Genomic DNA, 16,437 nt, shown 5'->3' on the forward strand with positions numbered 1-16,437 from the left:
GCTGTTTACGCACAAACCGCCTGAATCTTAGCCAAGATACCCTTCGTATCCAGGCCGCATAATGCCAGCAACTCCTCGCGGCTGCCTTGCTCGACGAAGCAATCCGGCAGGCCGATGTTCAACACCGGCATCAGAATGTTCTGTGCCTGCAGGAACTCGTTCACCGCACTACCGGCACCGCCGGCAATCACGTTCTCTTCGACCGTGACGATCACATCATGGCTTTTCGCCATCTCTAAAATCAAGGCTTCATCCAGCGGTTTCACAAAGCGCATATTCACCACCGTCGCGCCCAGCTGTTTGCCAGCTTCCACTGACGGTGTCACCATGCTGCCCCAGGCCAGAATCGCAATGCGGCTGCCTTGATGGCGGATTTCGCCCTTGCCGATGGGAAGTTCGGTCAAGGCCTTGTCAACCGTGGCCCCCGGCCCCTTGCCGCGCGGATAGCGCACCGAGGCCGGGCCATGGTGTTTGAAACCGGTAGTCAGCATCTGCCGACACTCGTTCTCGTCGGCCGGCGCCATCACCAGCATATTCGGGATACAACGCATATAACTGTAATCAAACGCCCCGGCATGGGTCGGGCCGTCCGGTCCCACCAAGCCCGCTCTATCTAAAGCGAACAACACATCCAGATTCTGCAAGGCCACATCGTGGATTAACTGATCGTAAGCGCGTTGTAAAAAAGTCGAATAAATCGCCACCACCGGCTTCGCGCCCTGACAGGCTTGACCGGCGGCCAAGGTCACCGCATGTTGCTCGGCAATCGCCACATCGAAATAGCGTTTCGGAAACTGCTGGGAAAACGCCACCAAGCCCGAACCCTCGCGCATCGCCGGGGTAATCCCCAACAGCCGCTCATCCTGTTTGGCCATATCGCACAGCCAAGTCCCGAATACTTCTGTATAGGTCGGATGCGGCGACGGTGCGGCTTTGGGTAAATAATCCTTGGTAGGATCGAAAGCCGGCACCCCGTGATAGGCCAAGGGATCCTTCTCGGCCGGGGCATAGCCTTTGCCTTTCTTGGTGACTACATGCAAAAACACCGGCCCGGACAAATCCTTCAACTTCTCTAAAGTCGAAACCAACATCTCTACATCGTGACCGTCAATCGGCCCGAAATAATTAAAGCCCAACTCCTCGAACAGCGTGCCCGGCACAATCATGCCCTTCACATGCTCTTCTGTCTTACGGGCCAGTTCCCACACCGACGGCATACTGGCTAAAGCCTTCTTGCTTTCTTCCCGTACCGACGAATAAAACTTGCTCGACAACACCTTGGTCAGATAATTATTCATCGCGCCTACCGGCGGCGAAATCGACATATCGTTATCGTTCAAAATCACCAACAGATTGGCATTGACATCGCCGGCATGATTCATCGCCTCATAAGCCATGCCGCCGGTGATCGAACCGTCGCCGATAATGGCGACCATCTTCTTGTCCTCGCCGCGCAACTGCGAGGCAATCGCCATCCCCAGCGCCGCACTGATCGACGTTGACGAATGGCCGACGCCAAAGGCATCGTACTCACTCTCTGCGCGGCAGGGAAAGGCCGAGACGCCGCCCAAGGTGCGAATCGTCGGCATCCGCTCTTTCCGCCCCGTCAAAATCTTATGCGGATAAGCCTGATGGCCCACATCCCACACCAACTGATCAGACGGCGTATCGAACACATAATGCAAGGCCACCGTCAGTTCCACCGTGCCCAGGCCAGCCGAGAAATGGCCGCCGGAGATGCTGACGGTATGGGTCAGATAGCGACGCAACTCATCGGCCAGCGGCTCCAGTTGTTCAGGCTTCAGGGCCCGAACGTCGGCGGGGGTCTGGATGGTGTCTAGTAACGGAAATTCGTTAGTCTGTTTCATGATCAGTACAGGGGTTCACGATAGAACATCAGGATGACGCCTATCTGGAATAAAGCGAACACTGAAATAAATCCGGCTACGTTTTTACCGGGCGAATCTAATTTGAGTTCCAGCCAGCGGCCGCAAGCCAGGATCAGCGAGAATACGCCCATCATGGTATGGCCGACCTGAATCAGGAAGGCGGTTTTTGCCTCGAAACCGACATGCGAATGCGCCAACAGCATCATGCCGCCAAATGCCGCCAGCAAAGGAAACATGTAAGGCATGAAGCCGCTGTTATTGTTGAGGCGGGCGCGCACTTCGATCAAACCCAGTACAAATACCAATAGCGTGGCGATCCGATGTTGCAGAATTTCGCCATTGTTAAAGGTACTTTCCCAGAAACCGATAGGACCGAGCGGCCAGCTTTCGGCGTCGCTACGGAAAAACAGGAACACGCCCAATGCCATGAAACCCACCGGCCAGAAGCGCGCCCAACGATGGAAGCGGTCGGAAAACGACAGCATCGCGAAGAAGCTCATGGTCGCCAGGAAGATGCCGGAAATGTTGTGGTTGTAATCGGACCAGGCAGTAGCAGCTTCCGACGGGATCTGACCGACGATGGCCACCCGTCCGGCTTCGCCGGCAATCAAGGCTTCGTGAGTCGGTGATTCCCAACGCGGTACGCGCGGATGGAACATGTTCAAGACTTCTTCGAAACTGGCCGTCAAATGCGGAATGTCGACAGCTGGCGGTTGCGAGGCTAAACTGGCGGCAGTGAACAGGATAGTCAGCAGTATCAGGGTTTCCGCTTCGATATAGTAGGGTACGCGCGCGGTCAGGGCATACAGGCTGCGGCTGGTGAAATAGGCATTTACGGCTTGCCGATTCAACCAGGCAAAGCCCAATGCCAGGCCCAGCATGATGATTTTTACCAATAACAGATTGCCGTAGCCTGCGCCGATGAAGCCTTGGAAAGTGCGGATGTAATACCAGGCCAGCGGCGTGCCGGTAACCAGCAATACAACAACCGCGCCAATGCCCACTGCCGAGAAGCGTTTCAGCAATAAAGGCCAAACTTCAACGGCTATGGCATTACGTTTTTTCAAGCCCCATAACGTCAGAATTTGAAATATGCCGCCCACCCAAGTGGCCGCAGCGATCTGATGCGTGACAGTTAACGTCATTAACAGGCCGCGATCCTCCAAACGACTCGCGCCGTGTACCAGCCAAGCTGCGGAAATGACCAGCGGCACAATAATCGCCGTGGACAGCACCCAGAATTGTTTGGAGCGTGGATTGCTTTTTAACGCTTGCCGGATGAACACCGCCAAAATAAAAGCGCAGGTAGCGCGCGCTAAACCGGCCTGGAATTGCACGGTTTGGAAAAACGCCGGGAACGGCGATTTGCCCAAGGTCACGGCCATCAGCCATATTTTCAGGCCGATTTTCGACAATTGGGTGATGACCAGGGCTTTGCTGCCGAAATGAATCAGGTTGACGGTTTTGCTCAGCAAGGCCGAGTTATACAGCGCCTCTTCATGCCAGGGACGCAGGACTAACAGTCCCCATAGCAATCCACCGATGGTGATGGAATAAAACGTGAGATCGACGCCGCCTATCAGTGAGTCTAAATAATTTGCAATGCCTTCCATGCGGATCACTTAGCCTGTTTGACAAAAAAACGCAGCAGGTCTTCGCTGAGATGACCGTCGGCGGCGAATATTTTTAATTTGATGGCATATTCGCCGGGTTCCAAGGCTGGCAGATGCAACAAGACTTGGCCGGGTTTTTCACCCGGCGTAGCCGTAATGGATTGCATTTTGTCGCCGGCGCTGACTAGGAAGACTTCCGATAAATCCAATTCCACTTTGGAATTGAACGATAGCTCCACTTGGCTGGCCAAGTTGACCGGCACCGGGTTGAGTTTTAAAGAATTATGCGTGACGACTGCGTGGCCGAAAGCGCTGTTACTGGCGACCAGTGCCAATGCGAACAAAGCAGGTTTGAAAAAATTCATATATGGCACCTTATTTTTTGTTTTTCAGAGCGTGGCCGGCCAGGTTTTTACCCAGCGTCCAGATCGAACCGGTGACGTTGTGCGTATCGGCGATGGTTTTCTCCACAGAATTGACAATCCAATCGCGGTCTTTTTGAGTCAGCGTCAGCGGCGGTAAAAACTTGACCACGTTCATACCGTGACCGGCCACTTGCGCCAGTACCCGGTGTTCCTTGAACAACGGGATCAGGATCATCTGGCAGAACAGGCCTTTATTGGCTGCTTCCAGCATGGCCCAGGCGGCCTTTAATCCCAAACTTTTCGGGGCATGGAATTCGATGGCGATCATTGAGCCTTTGCCGCGCGCTTCCTTCAGGAATTCGTATTTGGGCGCCATGGCGTTGATGGTAGCGATGATGTCTTCGCCGACCTTGGCACTGTTTTCGACCAGTTTTTCTTCGTGAACCACATGCAATGCGGACAGACCGGCGGCCATCGCCATATTGTTTTTCGAGAAGGTCGAGCCATGCACGACGGCTCTATCCATGCGGTTGAACACGGTGTCCATGATGTGGGTGGTCATGGCGACACCGCCGACCGGGATGAAGCCGCCGGACAAGGCTTTCGCCATCAGAATCATGTCGGGTTTAACCCCCCAGTGCTCGATAGCCCAAAACTTGCCGGTGCGGCCTATGCCGGTCTGGATTTCGTCGGCCACGAATAAAGTGCCGTATTTTTTGCACAAGCGCTCCACTTCCGGCAGGTAGTTATCGTCCGGGATGTTGACGCCTTTGCCTTGGATGGGCTCGACAATGAAAGCCGCCACGTCTTTGCTGCTCAAGGCTTGTTCCAGCGCCGCCAAATCGTTGAACGGCACTGAGGTGCATTCCGGCAGCAGCGGGCCGAAGCCTTCGCGGAAGATGTGCTCTCCGGTCAGTGATAGCGAGCCCATGGTCAAACCGTGATAGCCGTGGTCGCAATGGACGATGCGCGAACGTTTGGTTGTGTAGCGGGCGAATTTGATGGCCGCTTCTACTGCTTCGGTGCCGGAATTGCAGAAAAACATTTTTTCCAGATTATCCGGGCAGGTAGCTAGAATTTCCTTGGCCAGCAGACCGCTAAGCAAGGACACATCCATCTGTACCAGGCTGGGTAATTCCAAGGTCAGGGTTTCTTGCAGCGCTTTGATAATGGTTGGGTGGTTGCGGCCCATCGCAAACACGCCGAAGCCGCTCAGCAAGTCCAAGTATTCGTTACCGTCTTCGTCATAAAGATATTGGCCGATTGCTTTTTTATAGTTTCTGTCGTAACCGATAGTCCGTAAAACGCGCACCATCTGGTTGTTCAGGTGACGCTCATGCAAGTCGAATTTCTCGTCGAAGTGCTGAGTAAAAAGATCGGCAATGCTAAAAGACATGTAATACCTCGTAAGTGCTTGGTTTATTTCCGGATTACGCTATGTTCCCGCTGCTTAACCCTTCAATAATTCACGGTTTTCTGCTAAAAAACGATGATTTCGTTTAGTTGTTTGGCAATGATTTTCAAGGTTTTTTGCGCGGCATGAAAATGTAAGCCCAGCTTGATCAGGCTGGGTGCTTCCCATGGGTGGGTTGCCAAAAAACGCAAGAGTTTGCTGGTTTCTACCTGCCCCTGACCATTCAAGGCCTGAGTAACTGCTTGGGGTAGGCTCATGCTTACAGGATCGGCAATCGTGCGAATTGCCAGACAAGGTAAGTTTGATTGCTCGGCAATTTTGGCCATGGCGCAGCTTTCCATGTCCAAGGCAATCGCACCGGTTTGCCGGTATATATTGTGCTTATCGCTACTGTTGCTGACGATATGACTGCTTTCAGCCAACTTGCCATTGGAAATCGGAAACTGCTTATCCAGCAACTCATGCAGACGCTTACGCCAGCGGGGGTCGGTATCGAACACCTGTTGTTGCTCCGATAATAGCTGCTCGGCCAACATCAGATCGCCCGGTTTCAATTGCGGCGACAATGCGGCCGCGCAGCCCCAACTGATCAGTTTTTTGGCGCCTTTGGCGATTAACAGATGCGTGGCTCGTTCCGCGTTGACCGGTCCGGCACCGGCAAATGCCAGGAGAATGTTGTCGGCGATTCTGACGCAATCACCCTGGACCAACTTTAGGCGGGTCAGGGTGGAGAGCTCTTCCGGTAAGGCAACAAGAATTCCTATGGTCACTGTTTGGCTAATTCGTTACGGTATCTAGCCAACGCCCATAATGGGAAGAATTTGTCATAGCCGTGATACTTCAAATAAAACACCTTTGGAAAGCCCGGTGCGGTAAAGCAGGGGTCATTCCAAACCCCGTCAGCTTGCTGGCTACGCAGCAGGAAGTCGATGCCGGCTTTGACTTCCTGGCTGTGAACTTCGCCGGCGGCGATCAAACCCAGCACGGCCCAGGCAGTTTGGAAGGCGGTGCTGAAATGGTTGCGGCCGCGAAATTTTTTATCGTCGTGATAACTCAAGTTGTCTTCGCCCCAACCGCCGTCTTCGCGTTGGACGCTTTTCAACCATGCCGCCGCTTTGGTGTACATCGGGTCGGTTTTCGGCACATTGGTTTGCTCCAGGCCCAGCAAGGCAGACCAGGTGCCGTAAATGTAATTGGTACCCCAGCGGCCGAACCACGAACCGTCGGCTTCTTGATCGCCACGGATGTATTCGATGGTGCGCTCCAAGGCAGGTAAATATTCGTCGTGATCTTTCGCAACTCGGGCCATCAACATCGCACAGCGGGCGCTGACGTCGACAGTGGGAGGGTCGAGCAGGGCACCGTGGTCGGCGAACGGAATTTCGTTCAAATAGTAATAAGTGTTATCGACATCAAAGGCACCGTAGCCGCCATTTTGCGATTGCATACCGACGATCCAGCGCGTCGCTCTGTGAATAGACTCATCTAGTTCAGGCAGATTGGAATCGGCCATGGCAAAGCCCACCACTGCAGTGTCGTCAACATCGGGGTAATGCGGATTGGCGAATTGAAACGCCCAGCCGCCGCCAGCCAGATTGGGGCGGCGCACGCGCCAGTCGCCCGGCTCGTCGGACAATTGCACGCTTTTTAGCCAATCGTAAGCTTTAGTAAGGCTGGGTATATTTGCTGCCTTATCGGATTCTTGCAATGCCAGAGCCGCAAGCGCGGTATCCCAAACCGGCGACAGGCAAGGTTGGCAATAGGCATAATCGTCTTTGACCACCAGAAGTTTGTCGATGGACTGGCGGGCGATCACCACGTTGGGGTGATCGGCTGGGAAGCCCAGTAACAACATGGCTTGGTAGGCGTTAACCATGGCGGGGAATATGCCGCCCAAACCATCCTCGCCATTCAGGCGTTCGGTAAACCAATCAACGGCTTTTTGAATGGCGTGTTCGCGCATGCGTTGTGGAATCAACGGCTCGGTAACGCGGCCCAGTTTATCCAGGCCCAGGAAGAATTTATTCAGCAGAGTCCGCTCCGGAAAGTAATGTTTTTCCTCGTCCGGATGAACGACAAACAATTCCAAGAGGTTGACCTTGTGCGGATTTTTGGCTTTAGCCTTTAGGGTGCACATGATGAACAGCGGTACCATCACGGTGCGCGACCAATAGGATACTTTGTCCAGATGAAACGGAAACCAGCTGGGCAGCAGCATAATTTCCACAGGAATATACGGCACCCCGCGCCAGGGCAATTGTTCGAATATCGCCAGTGCGATTCGGGTGAAGACGTTGGCGCGCGCTGCACCGCCTTGGCTGAGTATCCAGTCGCGTAATTTGACCATATGCGGCGCATCGATGGCGTCGCCGGCCATTTTTAAGGCGTAATAAGCTTTGACGCTACCGCTGATGTCGCCGGGGCCGCCGGTAAATAGTGGATAGCTGCCGTCTTCGGCCTGGCGGCTGCGCAGGTAAACGGCCATTTTGCGCTGCAATTCTTCGTCGATGTCGTCCAGATAGTGCATCATCATGATGTATTCGGACGGGATAGTGCAGTCGGCTTCCAGCTCAAATACCCAATAACCTTCCGGGCTTTGCAAGCTGAGTAGTTTGGCTTGGGCGCGTTCGATGGCGGCATGCAATAAGCCAAGGCCGGCCGTTTTGCCGGTATTGGCATTGCTGATGTCTTGGCTGCTGGTATCTATATGGGCTTCAGTAAACATAGTGATTCCTTATTGTCCAGTGTGCGATATAGGTGAATAGTGCCAATCCGGCGATTTCAAATTACGGCTGGTCAGGTTAAACAGTAGGGATAGCAGCAGATTGCTGCGCACGGTCAATTTGGTCGCGACAATAGTGGCTTTCACACTATTACGGCTGATTTTGACCTGATTCGATTCGTTGAAATTAAGGTTTGCCTTGATTTTCTTCAAGGTCAGTACGGCCATGCCCAGCGCCCAAAGGCAAAAGTTGCGGATGCCGGTTTCGTGGCTGGGCAGGAGTTGGGTGTAAGTTAATGCATTTTGCAAGTGCCCGTGAGCGATAGCCACCAGATGGCTCAGGCCGAGGCGGAAACGCTCGTCGTCGGTTTCCGGCGTCAGCTCGGCCAGATTGAAACCGGTTTCGGTGAAAATGTCTTGCGGTAACCAGCATACGCCGCGTTTGGCGTCGTCCCAAATATCTTTCAGGATATTGGTCATTTGCAGACCTTGACCAAAGGAGACTGAGAGCCTCAATAGTTCTTCGCGATGCGCGGCTATTTCCGGGGAATAATGGCAGAACAACTTTGCCAACATCTCACCGACGCAGCCGGCTACGTAGTAGCAGTAGTCGTCCATGTCTTTCAGGGTTTTCAAACCGGCATGTAAATCCAACGCCTGATAGACCGGCATGCCGTTCGCCATCGTTTCCACGCAACATGCCAGGGCTTCGATTTGCGGAGCGTCCAGTGAGCGGGTTATGGCAATCACGCGAGGCACCAGCTGGATCAGGCTATGTTCGGCCGGAATGGTTTGCTCAGAGAGCAGTGGAGCCAGCTCGGCGCTGAATACATCTGCGTTATTGCCGGTCTTGACTATGTCTATAAAAGCGCTGCAAAAGTATTTCTTTTGTTCGGCACTAAGGGATATTTCGTCTTCTATGGTGTCGACAATCCGGCATAGCAAATAAGCATTCGCCACAGCCGGATACAGTTCATCCGGGAGTTGCGGGATAGTTAGCGCAAACGTGCGCGACACGCCTTCAAGCAAGGTGGCTTGCAGTTCGGCGTCGGCTAGTTGTCTGAGCAACTCCGGATTATTGATTAGTGTTTGAGATCCGTTCATCTGTATCAAGGCTAACTATTAGTTGCCTAAATGATAGACTGTTTGTTGGTGTTTTGCAAAGTGATGTTGCTTTATGGCAAATTTGTCGAAATGGTGCTGGAAAAAGCAATATATGAGTTGGTGTTTCTGATCTTTGTTGTTGTTTTAGAAAAATAATTATGGTTTTTTAGGGGTTAGGCTTTTTTGTGGTTGCTAAGCGGCTTTGTGTGGCTTTCAGGAAATGTGCGCATGTTCTTGTTGTTTTTTACGTATTTTATCTGGAGTATGTTGTTGGAAAGTGGTATTCTGACCACATCTAATTGTGCGCCTCGAGCCTAATTGACGGTCTAAATTGGCCGCAGCAGGTGTCACTTCTAGGATGGTTATCGGTTTGCGGCTGTTGTTTTTTTGTAACAGCTGTGGTCGCTGGATGTCGTGATAGTTTTTGGAGAATAATGCTGTGAGTGTTCCTTTACGTCAGCAATTGGCTGTAGGTAGTTATCTGATCAAGCAAAAGATCAAAGGTGTAAAAAAGTATCCTTTGGTTTTGATGCTGGAGCCCCTGTTCAGATGCAATTTAGCATGCGCGGGCTGCGGTAAAATAGATTATCCCGATGATATTCTCGACAAGCGGCTTTCTGTTGAGGAGTGTTTGGCTGCGGTTGATGAGTGCGGCGCGCCGATGGTGTCCATTCCCGGCGGCGAACCCTTGATTCATAAAGAAATGCCGCAGATCGTGGCCGGTATCGTTGCTAGAAAGAAGTTTGTTTATCTATGCACCAACGCTTTGCTGTTAAGAAAACGGATTAACGATTACACCCCCTCGCCTTATTTAACCTTTTCCGTGCATCTGGATGGTTTAAAAGAGCGGCATGATACTTCCGTTTGCCAGGAAGGGGTTTTCGATATTGCTGTCGAAGCGATCAAATTGGCCTTGGGTAAAGGCTTTAGGGTCACCGTTAACTGCACCCTGTTCCAGGGCGAAACCCCGCAAGAAGTGGCGGAGTTTTTGGATTACGCGATGGAGTTGGGTGTAGAAGGCGTCACTATTGCGCCTGGATTCAGCTACGAGCGCGCGCCTAAGCAGGACGTGTTCATTAAAGGCCTTGACGTTAAAAACCTGTTTCGCGGTATTTTCAAAATCGGCAAGAACCGTAAGTGGAAATTGAACCATTCGTCGCTGTATTTGGATTATCTGGCCGGCAATCAGAATTACGACTGTACGCCATGGGGTAATCCAACGCGCAACGTATTCGGCTGGCAAAAACCTTGCTATTTGTTGGCTGACGAAGGTAATGCTAATTCCTTTCAAGAGTTGCTGGATGACACGCCTTGGGACAAATACGGTACGGTGAAAAATCCTAAATGCGCTAATTGCATGGCGCATTGCGGCTACGAAGCAACAGCGGTTGAGGATACCTTGGCGCATCCATTGAAAGCTTTGTGGGCAGCGGTGCGTGGTCCCAAAACCTCCGGCGAAATGGTTGCTGAAAAGCAGCCTGAGTTTGTTGCTTCTTTCAAAAAGTCGGCAATTTCCGAGATTCCGGTAAAAGTAGAGTCTTAAGACTAACCCTGGAAGTCATCCTCATTAACAGGTTTTTATAACGATTATGTTTAAAAAATTGTATTTCAGTCTTAGTTTGCTAATGCTTGTCTGCCTGTCGTCCTTGGCTAATGCTGAAGAGATTTCTGCTCGTCAGGTTGTCGAAGAGTTTCAAAATCAGCTGCTGAGCGTAATGAAAGCCGGCAAAGAGCTTGGCTTTCAAGGGCGCTACGACAAACTGGATGTGGCGGTAAAAAAGAGTCATGATTTGCCTAAAATCGCCAGAATCGTGGTGGGCAAGCAATGGGAAGAGTTGACAACGGAGCAGCAGAATAAACTGGAAAGCGTATTTAGCAAGCTTAGTGTGTCGGCATATGCTCATAACTTTAAAGACTATTCGGGCGAATCGTTTACCTTTGCTTCTGAAGAGGAAACCGGTAGGGGAGGTGTGGTGATTCATACCAACTTGCATATTCCCGGCGAAAAGGATGTCAAGTTCGATTATATGATGAAGAAAAAAGACGATGGCTGGCAAATTATCAATATAATAGCCGATGGCGTCAGTGATTTGGCATTGAAAAGATCGGATTACACTAGTGTATTAAGCCGTGATGGCTTTGATGCCTTGATCGTTAAAATCACTGAGAAAATTGAAAGTTACGCAAAGCAATAAGTTTGTTAGGAATCGTCAGTAATGTATAGCCCTCGTTATCAAGGCAGCAGCCAGGCATCCCTGTTTTGGGTGGTGTTATTTTCAAGCGCATTATCGGTAACCGGGTGTGCTACCACGGATAAGCATCCGGTCGATGCTAACAGAGCGTCTAAAGCTAAGTCAGACGCAGCGGATCCTTACGAGGGTTTCAATCGCTCCATGTACGGTTTTAACATGGGCTTGGATAAGCATTTGCTGAAGCCCATCGCTAATGGGTATAAGACTGTAACGCCCAATTTCATGCAAACTGGAGTCAGCAATTTTTTTACCAATCTTAAAGGTATCAATGTTGTTTTGAACGATGTTCTGCAAGGTAAGTTTGAACAAGGGGCTTCCGATACTGGGCGGTTCCTGACCAATTCCACGGTGGGTCTGCTCGGCTTGTTTGATGTGGCCAGCGATCTAGGCTTGCAAAATAATGTTGAGGATTTTGGGCAAACGCTCGCGGTCTGGGGGGTCGATCAGGGCCCTTATTTGGTGCTGCCGGTTTTGGGGCCGACTACTGTGCGTGACGGCGCGGCAATTGTGGTGGATAAAGCCGCCAATCCAGGAACTTACGTGCCGGGTACCGGCATTGTAGAAGGGATTAACGATAGGGCGAATGCCGAAGGCGCGTTGAATTTTATCGACGAAGCAGCCTTGGATCCTTATGTGTTTACCCGTGAGTCATTTTTGCAATATCGCAAGAACTTGATTAATGACGGCAAGAGTAATTCGACTGACTATGATCTCGATATAGATGCGGATGTTGATGTTGGCGAAATTTCTTCAGCAAAGCCTAAAGAAACTAGTGCGACGCAAAAGCCAAAAGCCGATACGGCCAAAAAACTACCCGGTCACGTGCAAAATGGCATTGAGGTAGTTCCTGGCAACGTAAAGCCCAGTGGTGCGGCGTTCGATAGCATGTCCAAATCGTTCGATAATGCTGCTTTGGAATTTGAAAAAGCCTCGGACAAAATGGACCAAATGAGTAAAAAAAAAAGACCGCTTAATCGCCGTTAAATTTGTTTGAAGAGACGCAGGGAGGCGTCTCTGTAGTATTTCTCAGTAATGTAGCAAGGCATGCACTTCGTAGTTACCCAGTTTTTCCCGCCCTTGTAAGAAGTCCAGTTCCACCACAAAAGCACAGGCTACCACGGTAGCGCCCAGCTTTTCGATCAGTTCGCAACTAGCCTTGGCGGTGCCGCCAGTGGCCAATAGATCGTCGATCAACAACACCTTGTCGTTATTGTCCACTGCATCGATATGCACTTCCAGTTCAGCCGAGCCGTATTCCAGGTCGTAAGAAACGCTTTGTACATCATAAGGTAGTTTGCCGGGTTTGCGGAGTGGGATAAACGGAATACCCAGTTCCCAGGCCACCAGCGAACCGAAAATAAAGCCACGTGCTTCCATGCCGGCCACTGCGGTGATGTCGCGGCCTAAGAAAGGATGTAGCAGTTGATGGACCGCTAGACGTAATGTGGCTGGGTCTTTGACCAGTGGTGTTATATCTTTGAAGATAATGCCGGGTTTTGGAAAATCCGGAATATCCCGAATCTTGTTTCTCAATCTCTCCATTTCTAACCTCCAGATTTACGCACAAACCGCCTGAATCTTAGCCAAGATACCCTTAGTATCCAGGCCGCATAATGCCAGCAACTCCTCGCGGCTGCCTTGCTCGACGAAGCGATCCGGCAGGCCGATGTTCAACACCGGCATCAGAATGTTTTGGGCGTGCAAGAACTCGTTCACCGCACTGCCGGCACCGCCGGCAATCACGTTCTCTTCGACCGTGACGATCACATCATGACTTTTCGCCAGCTCTAGAATCAAGGCTTCATCCAACGGTTTCACAAAGCGCATATTCACCACCGTCGCGCTCAGTTGTTTGCCGGCTTCCACTGACGGTGTCACCATGCTGCCCCAGGCCAGAATTGCAATGCGGCTGCCTTGATGGCGGATTTCGCCCTTGCCGATAGCCAGTTCGGTCAAGGCCTTGTCAACCGTGGCCCCCGGACCCTTGCCGCGCGGATAGCGCACTGAGGCCGGACCATGGTGTTTGAAACCGGTGGTCAGCATCTGCCGGCACTCGTTCTCATCGGCCGGCGCCATCACCAGCATATTCGGAATACAGCGCATATAACTATAATCAAACGCACCCGCGTGGGTTGGACCGTCCGGCCCCACCAAACCCGCTCTATCTAGGGCAAACAACACATCCAGATTCTGCAAGGCCACATCGTGGATTAACTGATCGTAAGCCCGTTGCAAAAAGGTCGAATAAATCGCCACCACCGGCTTTGCCCCCTGACAGGCTTGTCCGGCCGCCAACGTGACGGCATGCTGTTCGGCAATCGCCACATCGAAATAACGCTTGGGAAACTGCTGGGAAAACGCCACCAAGCCCGAGCCTTCGCGCATCGCCGGGGTAATCCCCAGCAGCCGCTCATCCTGTTTGGCCATATCGCACAGCCAAGTCCCGAATACTTCTGTATAGGTCGGATGCGGCGACGGTGCGGCTTTGGGTAAATAATCCTTGCTCGGATCGAAAGCCGGTACCCCGTGATAGGCCAAGGGATCCTTCTCGGCCGGGGCATAGCCTTTGCCTTTTTTCGTGACCACATGCAAAAACACCGGCCCGGACAAATCCTTCAACTTCTCTAAAGTCGAAACCAGCATCTCCACATCGTGGCCGTCGATCGGCCCGAAATAATTAAAGCCCAACTCCTCGAACAGCGTGCCCGGCACAATCATGCCCTTCACATGCTCTTCTGTCTTACGGGCCAGTTCCCACACCGACGGCATACTGGCTAAAGCCTTCTTGCTTTCTTCCCGTACCGACGAATAAAACTTGCTCGACAACACCTTGGTCAGATAATTATTCATCGCGCCTACCGGCGGCGAAATCGACATATCGTTATCGTTCAAAATCACCAACAGATTGGCATTGACATCGCCGGCATGATTCATCGCCTCATAGGCCATGCCGCCGGTGATCGAACCGTCGCCGATAATGGCGACCATCTTCTTGTCCTCGCCGCGCAACTGCGAGGCAATCGCCATGCCCAGCGCCGCGCTGATCGACGTTGACGAATGACCGACCCCAAACGCATCGTACTCGCTCTCCGTCCGGCACGGAAACGCCGACACCCCGCCCAAGGTGCGAATCGTCGGCATCCGCTCTTTCCGCCCCGTCAAAATCTTATGCGGATAAGCCTGATGGCCCACATCCCACACCAACTGATCAGACGGCGTATCGAACACATAATGCAAGGCCACCGTCAGTTCCACCGTGCCCAGGCCAGCCGAGAAATGGCCGCCGGAGATACTGACGGTATGGGTCAGATAGCGACGCAACTCATCGGCCAGGGGTTCGAGTTGTTCAGGCTTCAGGGCCCGAACGTCGGCGGGGGTCTGGATGGTATTGAGGAGCGGGAAATCAGAGGCTGTCATGGGTTAAAAAATTCCTTTATATGTTTGCGCCACAATATTCCGCGCCAGCCCAGTAGACGCAAGCTGAAAACCGGAAGGATTGTGGCGCAAGAAGTATAAATCGTGCAGTTCGCTACGCTTAGTGCGTACGTTCGATGATATACAGCGACAAATCGCGTAACAAATCCGCTTCGCTGCCAAAGCCGGCTAGGCTGGCGACGGCTTGTTCATGCAGCTCCTGAGCTTTTTCCTTGGCGCCGGCCATTCCCAGTAGTGCCGGGTAAGTTGGTTTGTCGTTATCGACATCTTTCCCCTGAGTTTTACCCAGTGTAGCGGTATCGCTTTCTACATCCAGAATGTCGTCTTTGACTTGGAAGGACAGGCCTATGCATTTGGCGTAGTGATCCAGCTTTTTAGCTACATCCACATCCAGGTCTGGTTTGGATAAAGCCGCCAGATTGACGCTGGCGCGAATCAACGCGCCGGTTTTGTGGATGTGCATGTTTTCCAGTTCCGGCAGAGTCAGCTTGCGGCCGACAGAACCCAAGTCGATGGCTTGGCCGCCAACCATGCCTTGCGAGCCGCTGGCGCGGGTCAATGCCGCGATCATTTTGACTCGGGCTTCCGCGCCGGCCTGAATGGCTGAGTCGTTGGCTAATATGTCAAAAGCCAATGCTTGCAGCGCATCGCCCGCCAGAATGGCGGTAGCCTCGTCGTATGCCTTGTGACAAGTCGGTTTGCCGCGACGCAAATCGTCATTGTCCATCGCCGGCAAATCGTCATGAATTAAGGAGTAAACATGGATAAATTCCACCGCGCAAGCCTGAGCGTCCAACAGGTCTTCACTCAAGCCCAAGGCTTGGCCGGTGGCATAAGTCAGTAACGGGCGAGTGCGTTTGCCGCCGTCCAGTACGCTGTAACGCATGGCTTGATGCAAGGTTTGCGGCAGAATGTTCTCGCCGGGCAGCCGGGCGTCCAACGCCCGTTCGACGCGGTTCTGGCAGGCGGTAAGGTAGGCTTTTAAGTTACTCATCGGTGAATGGCTCCAAAGTTTGCTGGCCGTTTTTTTCTAATAAAATTTGGACTTTCTGCTCGGCGTCTTGCAGCGCTTGCTGGCAGGTGCGGGTTAATCTGATGCCGCGTTCGAAGGATTTTAAGGACTCTTCCAGAGAAATATCGCCGCGTTCCATTTGCTCGACCAATTTCTCCAGTTCTTCCATCGCTTCCTCAAATTGGGATGCGCTTTTACGTCTCGACATATTATAAATGTGGCTCGCGGTGCTCAAAAAATGACCAAGCATTATAGTATGAATTGCTCTGCCATTGAGTTTGGATTGCATCTGTTGTTTTCGATTTAGTGGCAGCAATTCGGTTCGCTCAGTTGTTCGCTAACACTGAGGCGTCAGCGGCTGCAGTTACGGTGACATTTTTGAGGTTGCCCAGGTTTGCCTGGATTCCAAGGCTCCAGCTTCCCGAGCCATTCACGTGCTCCGAACCTAAACACTCAGCGGGGGGGCATCCGAAATGTCACGTTGCAATTATCCCTATCCCGTTTCCGCCGGAACCGCTCTCCGCTCAAGCCATTATGCGATAGCTATTACGCCGCTCGGTACGAACCGTTCGCAAGCCAGACCAATTAACCTTTCGAAGTTTTACGATATTTCGTGCAAAAAACGATATGC

At 52.1% G+C, this 16,437-nt stretch carries 15 protein-coding genes; 4 read left to right on the forward strand and 11 right to left on the reverse strand.

Translation table 11 applies throughout. The annotated features are described in order from the left end of the window. Positions 1-5 precede the first annotated feature (5 nt). The 7 genes from dxs (JWZ98_RS04635) to JWZ98_RS04665 form a co-directional block, all read right to left on the reverse strand. Complete coding sequence (gene dxs, locus JWZ98_RS04635; protein ID WP_205453448.1) at positions 6-1,868, reverse strand: 1-deoxy-D-xylulose-5-phosphate synthase; 1,863 nt, start codon at positions 1,866-1,868, stop codon at positions 6-8. Between the two features lie 2 nt (positions 1,869-1,870). Next, on the reverse strand, positions 1,871-3,502 hold the full coding sequence (locus JWZ98_RS04640) for a CopD family protein (RefSeq protein ID WP_205453449.1): 1,632 nt from the start codon (positions 3,500-3,502) through the stop codon (positions 1,871-1,873). 5 nt (positions 3,503-3,507) lie between these two features. Continuing rightward, complete coding sequence (locus JWZ98_RS04645; protein ID WP_205453450.1) at positions 3,508-3,867, reverse strand: copper resistance CopC family protein; 360 nt, start codon at positions 3,865-3,867, stop codon at positions 3,508-3,510. Between the two features lie 10 nt (positions 3,868-3,877). Beyond that, the gene (locus tag JWZ98_RS04650) at positions 3,878-5,263 is read right to left on the reverse strand and encodes an aspartate aminotransferase family protein (RefSeq protein ID WP_205453451.1); all 1,386 of its coding nucleotides are present in this window, start codon (positions 5,261-5,263) and stop codon (positions 3,878-3,880) included. A gap of 83 nt (positions 5,264-5,346) precedes the next feature. Beyond that, positions 5,347-6,051: a phosphorylase gene (locus tag JWZ98_RS04655; protein ID WP_205453452.1), complete on the reverse strand. Its 705-nt coding sequence runs from the start codon at positions 6,049-6,051 to the stop codon at positions 5,347-5,349. Next, the gene (gene shc / locus JWZ98_RS04660) at positions 6,048-8,006 is read right to left on the reverse strand and encodes a squalene--hopene cyclase (RefSeq protein WP_205453453.1); all 1,959 of its coding nucleotides are present in this window, start codon (positions 8,004-8,006) and stop codon (positions 6,048-6,050) included. Before shc ends, JWZ98_RS04655 begins: the two co-directional genes overlap by 4 nt. A gap of 9 nt (positions 8,007-8,015) precedes the next feature. Next, positions 8,016-9,107: a phytoene/squalene synthase family protein gene (locus JWZ98_RS04665; RefSeq protein ID WP_033159605.1), complete on the reverse strand. Its 1,092-nt coding sequence runs from the start codon at positions 9,105-9,107 to the stop codon at positions 8,016-8,018. Between the two features lie 30 nt (positions 9,108-9,137). Between JWZ98_RS04665 and JWZ98_RS23350 the strand changes: the two genes are divergently transcribed. From JWZ98_RS23350 to JWZ98_RS04680, 4 genes are all read left to right on the forward strand, one after another. After that, positions 9,138-9,263, forward strand: coding sequence for a hypothetical protein (locus JWZ98_RS23350; RefSeq protein WP_275899175.1), 126 nt, complete (start codon positions 9,138-9,140; stop codon positions 9,261-9,263). A 283-nt stretch (positions 9,264-9,546) separates the two neighbouring features. Beyond that, positions 9,547-10,650 carry an adenosyl-hopene transferase HpnH gene (hpnH, locus tag JWZ98_RS04670; protein WP_205453454.1) on the forward strand — a complete coding sequence of 368 codons (1,104 nt, stop codon included), beginning with the start codon at positions 9,547-9,549 and terminating at the stop codon, positions 10,648-10,650. Between the two features lie 46 nt (positions 10,651-10,696). Continuing rightward, the gene (locus JWZ98_RS04675; protein WP_101053361.1) at positions 10,697-11,302 is read left to right on the forward strand and encodes an ABC transporter substrate-binding protein; all 606 of its coding nucleotides are present in this window, start codon (positions 10,697-10,699) and stop codon (positions 11,300-11,302) included. 21 nt (positions 11,303-11,323) lie between these two features. Continuing rightward, positions 11,324-12,343: a VacJ family lipoprotein gene (locus JWZ98_RS04680; RefSeq protein ID WP_205453455.1), complete on the forward strand. Its 1,020-nt coding sequence runs from the start codon at positions 11,324-11,326 to the stop codon at positions 12,341-12,343. A gap of 42 nt (positions 12,344-12,385) precedes the next feature. Here the strand turns inward: JWZ98_RS04680 and JWZ98_RS04685 are convergent, their stop codons facing one another. The 4 genes from JWZ98_RS04685 to JWZ98_RS04700 all read right to left on the reverse strand — a co-directional run bounded on the left by JWZ98_RS04685 (position 12,386) and on the right by JWZ98_RS04700 (position 16,014). After that, positions 12,386-12,901 carry an adenine phosphoribosyltransferase gene (locus tag JWZ98_RS04685; RefSeq protein WP_205453456.1) on the reverse strand — a complete coding sequence of 172 codons (516 nt, stop codon included), beginning with the start codon at positions 12,899-12,901 and terminating at the stop codon, positions 12,386-12,388. 15 nt (positions 12,902-12,916) lie between these two features. After that, a complete protein-coding gene (gene dxs, locus JWZ98_RS04690) occupies positions 12,917-14,776 on the reverse strand; it encodes a 1-deoxy-D-xylulose-5-phosphate synthase (RefSeq protein WP_205453457.1) in 1,860 nt (619 codons plus the stop codon). 118 nt (positions 14,777-14,894) lie between these two features. Further along, complete coding sequence (gene ispA, locus JWZ98_RS04695) at positions 14,895-15,788, reverse strand: (2E,6E)-farnesyl diphosphate synthase (protein ID WP_205453458.1); 894 nt, start codon at positions 15,786-15,788, stop codon at positions 14,895-14,897. Continuing rightward, positions 15,781-16,014 (reverse strand): exodeoxyribonuclease VII small subunit, encoded by a 234-nt coding sequence (locus tag JWZ98_RS04700; RefSeq protein WP_020484945.1) that lies wholly within the window; start codon positions 16,012-16,014, stop codon positions 15,781-15,783. The genes ispA and JWZ98_RS04700 overlap by 8 nt, the downstream gene beginning before the upstream one ends. Positions 16,015-16,437 lie beyond the last annotated feature (423 nt).

This window comes from Methylomonas sp. EFPC1 (assembly GCF_016925515.1).
In the GTDB taxonomy this organism is placed as follows: Bacteria; Pseudomonadota; Gammaproteobacteria; order Methylococcales; family Methylomonadaceae; genus Methylomonas; species Methylomonas defluvii.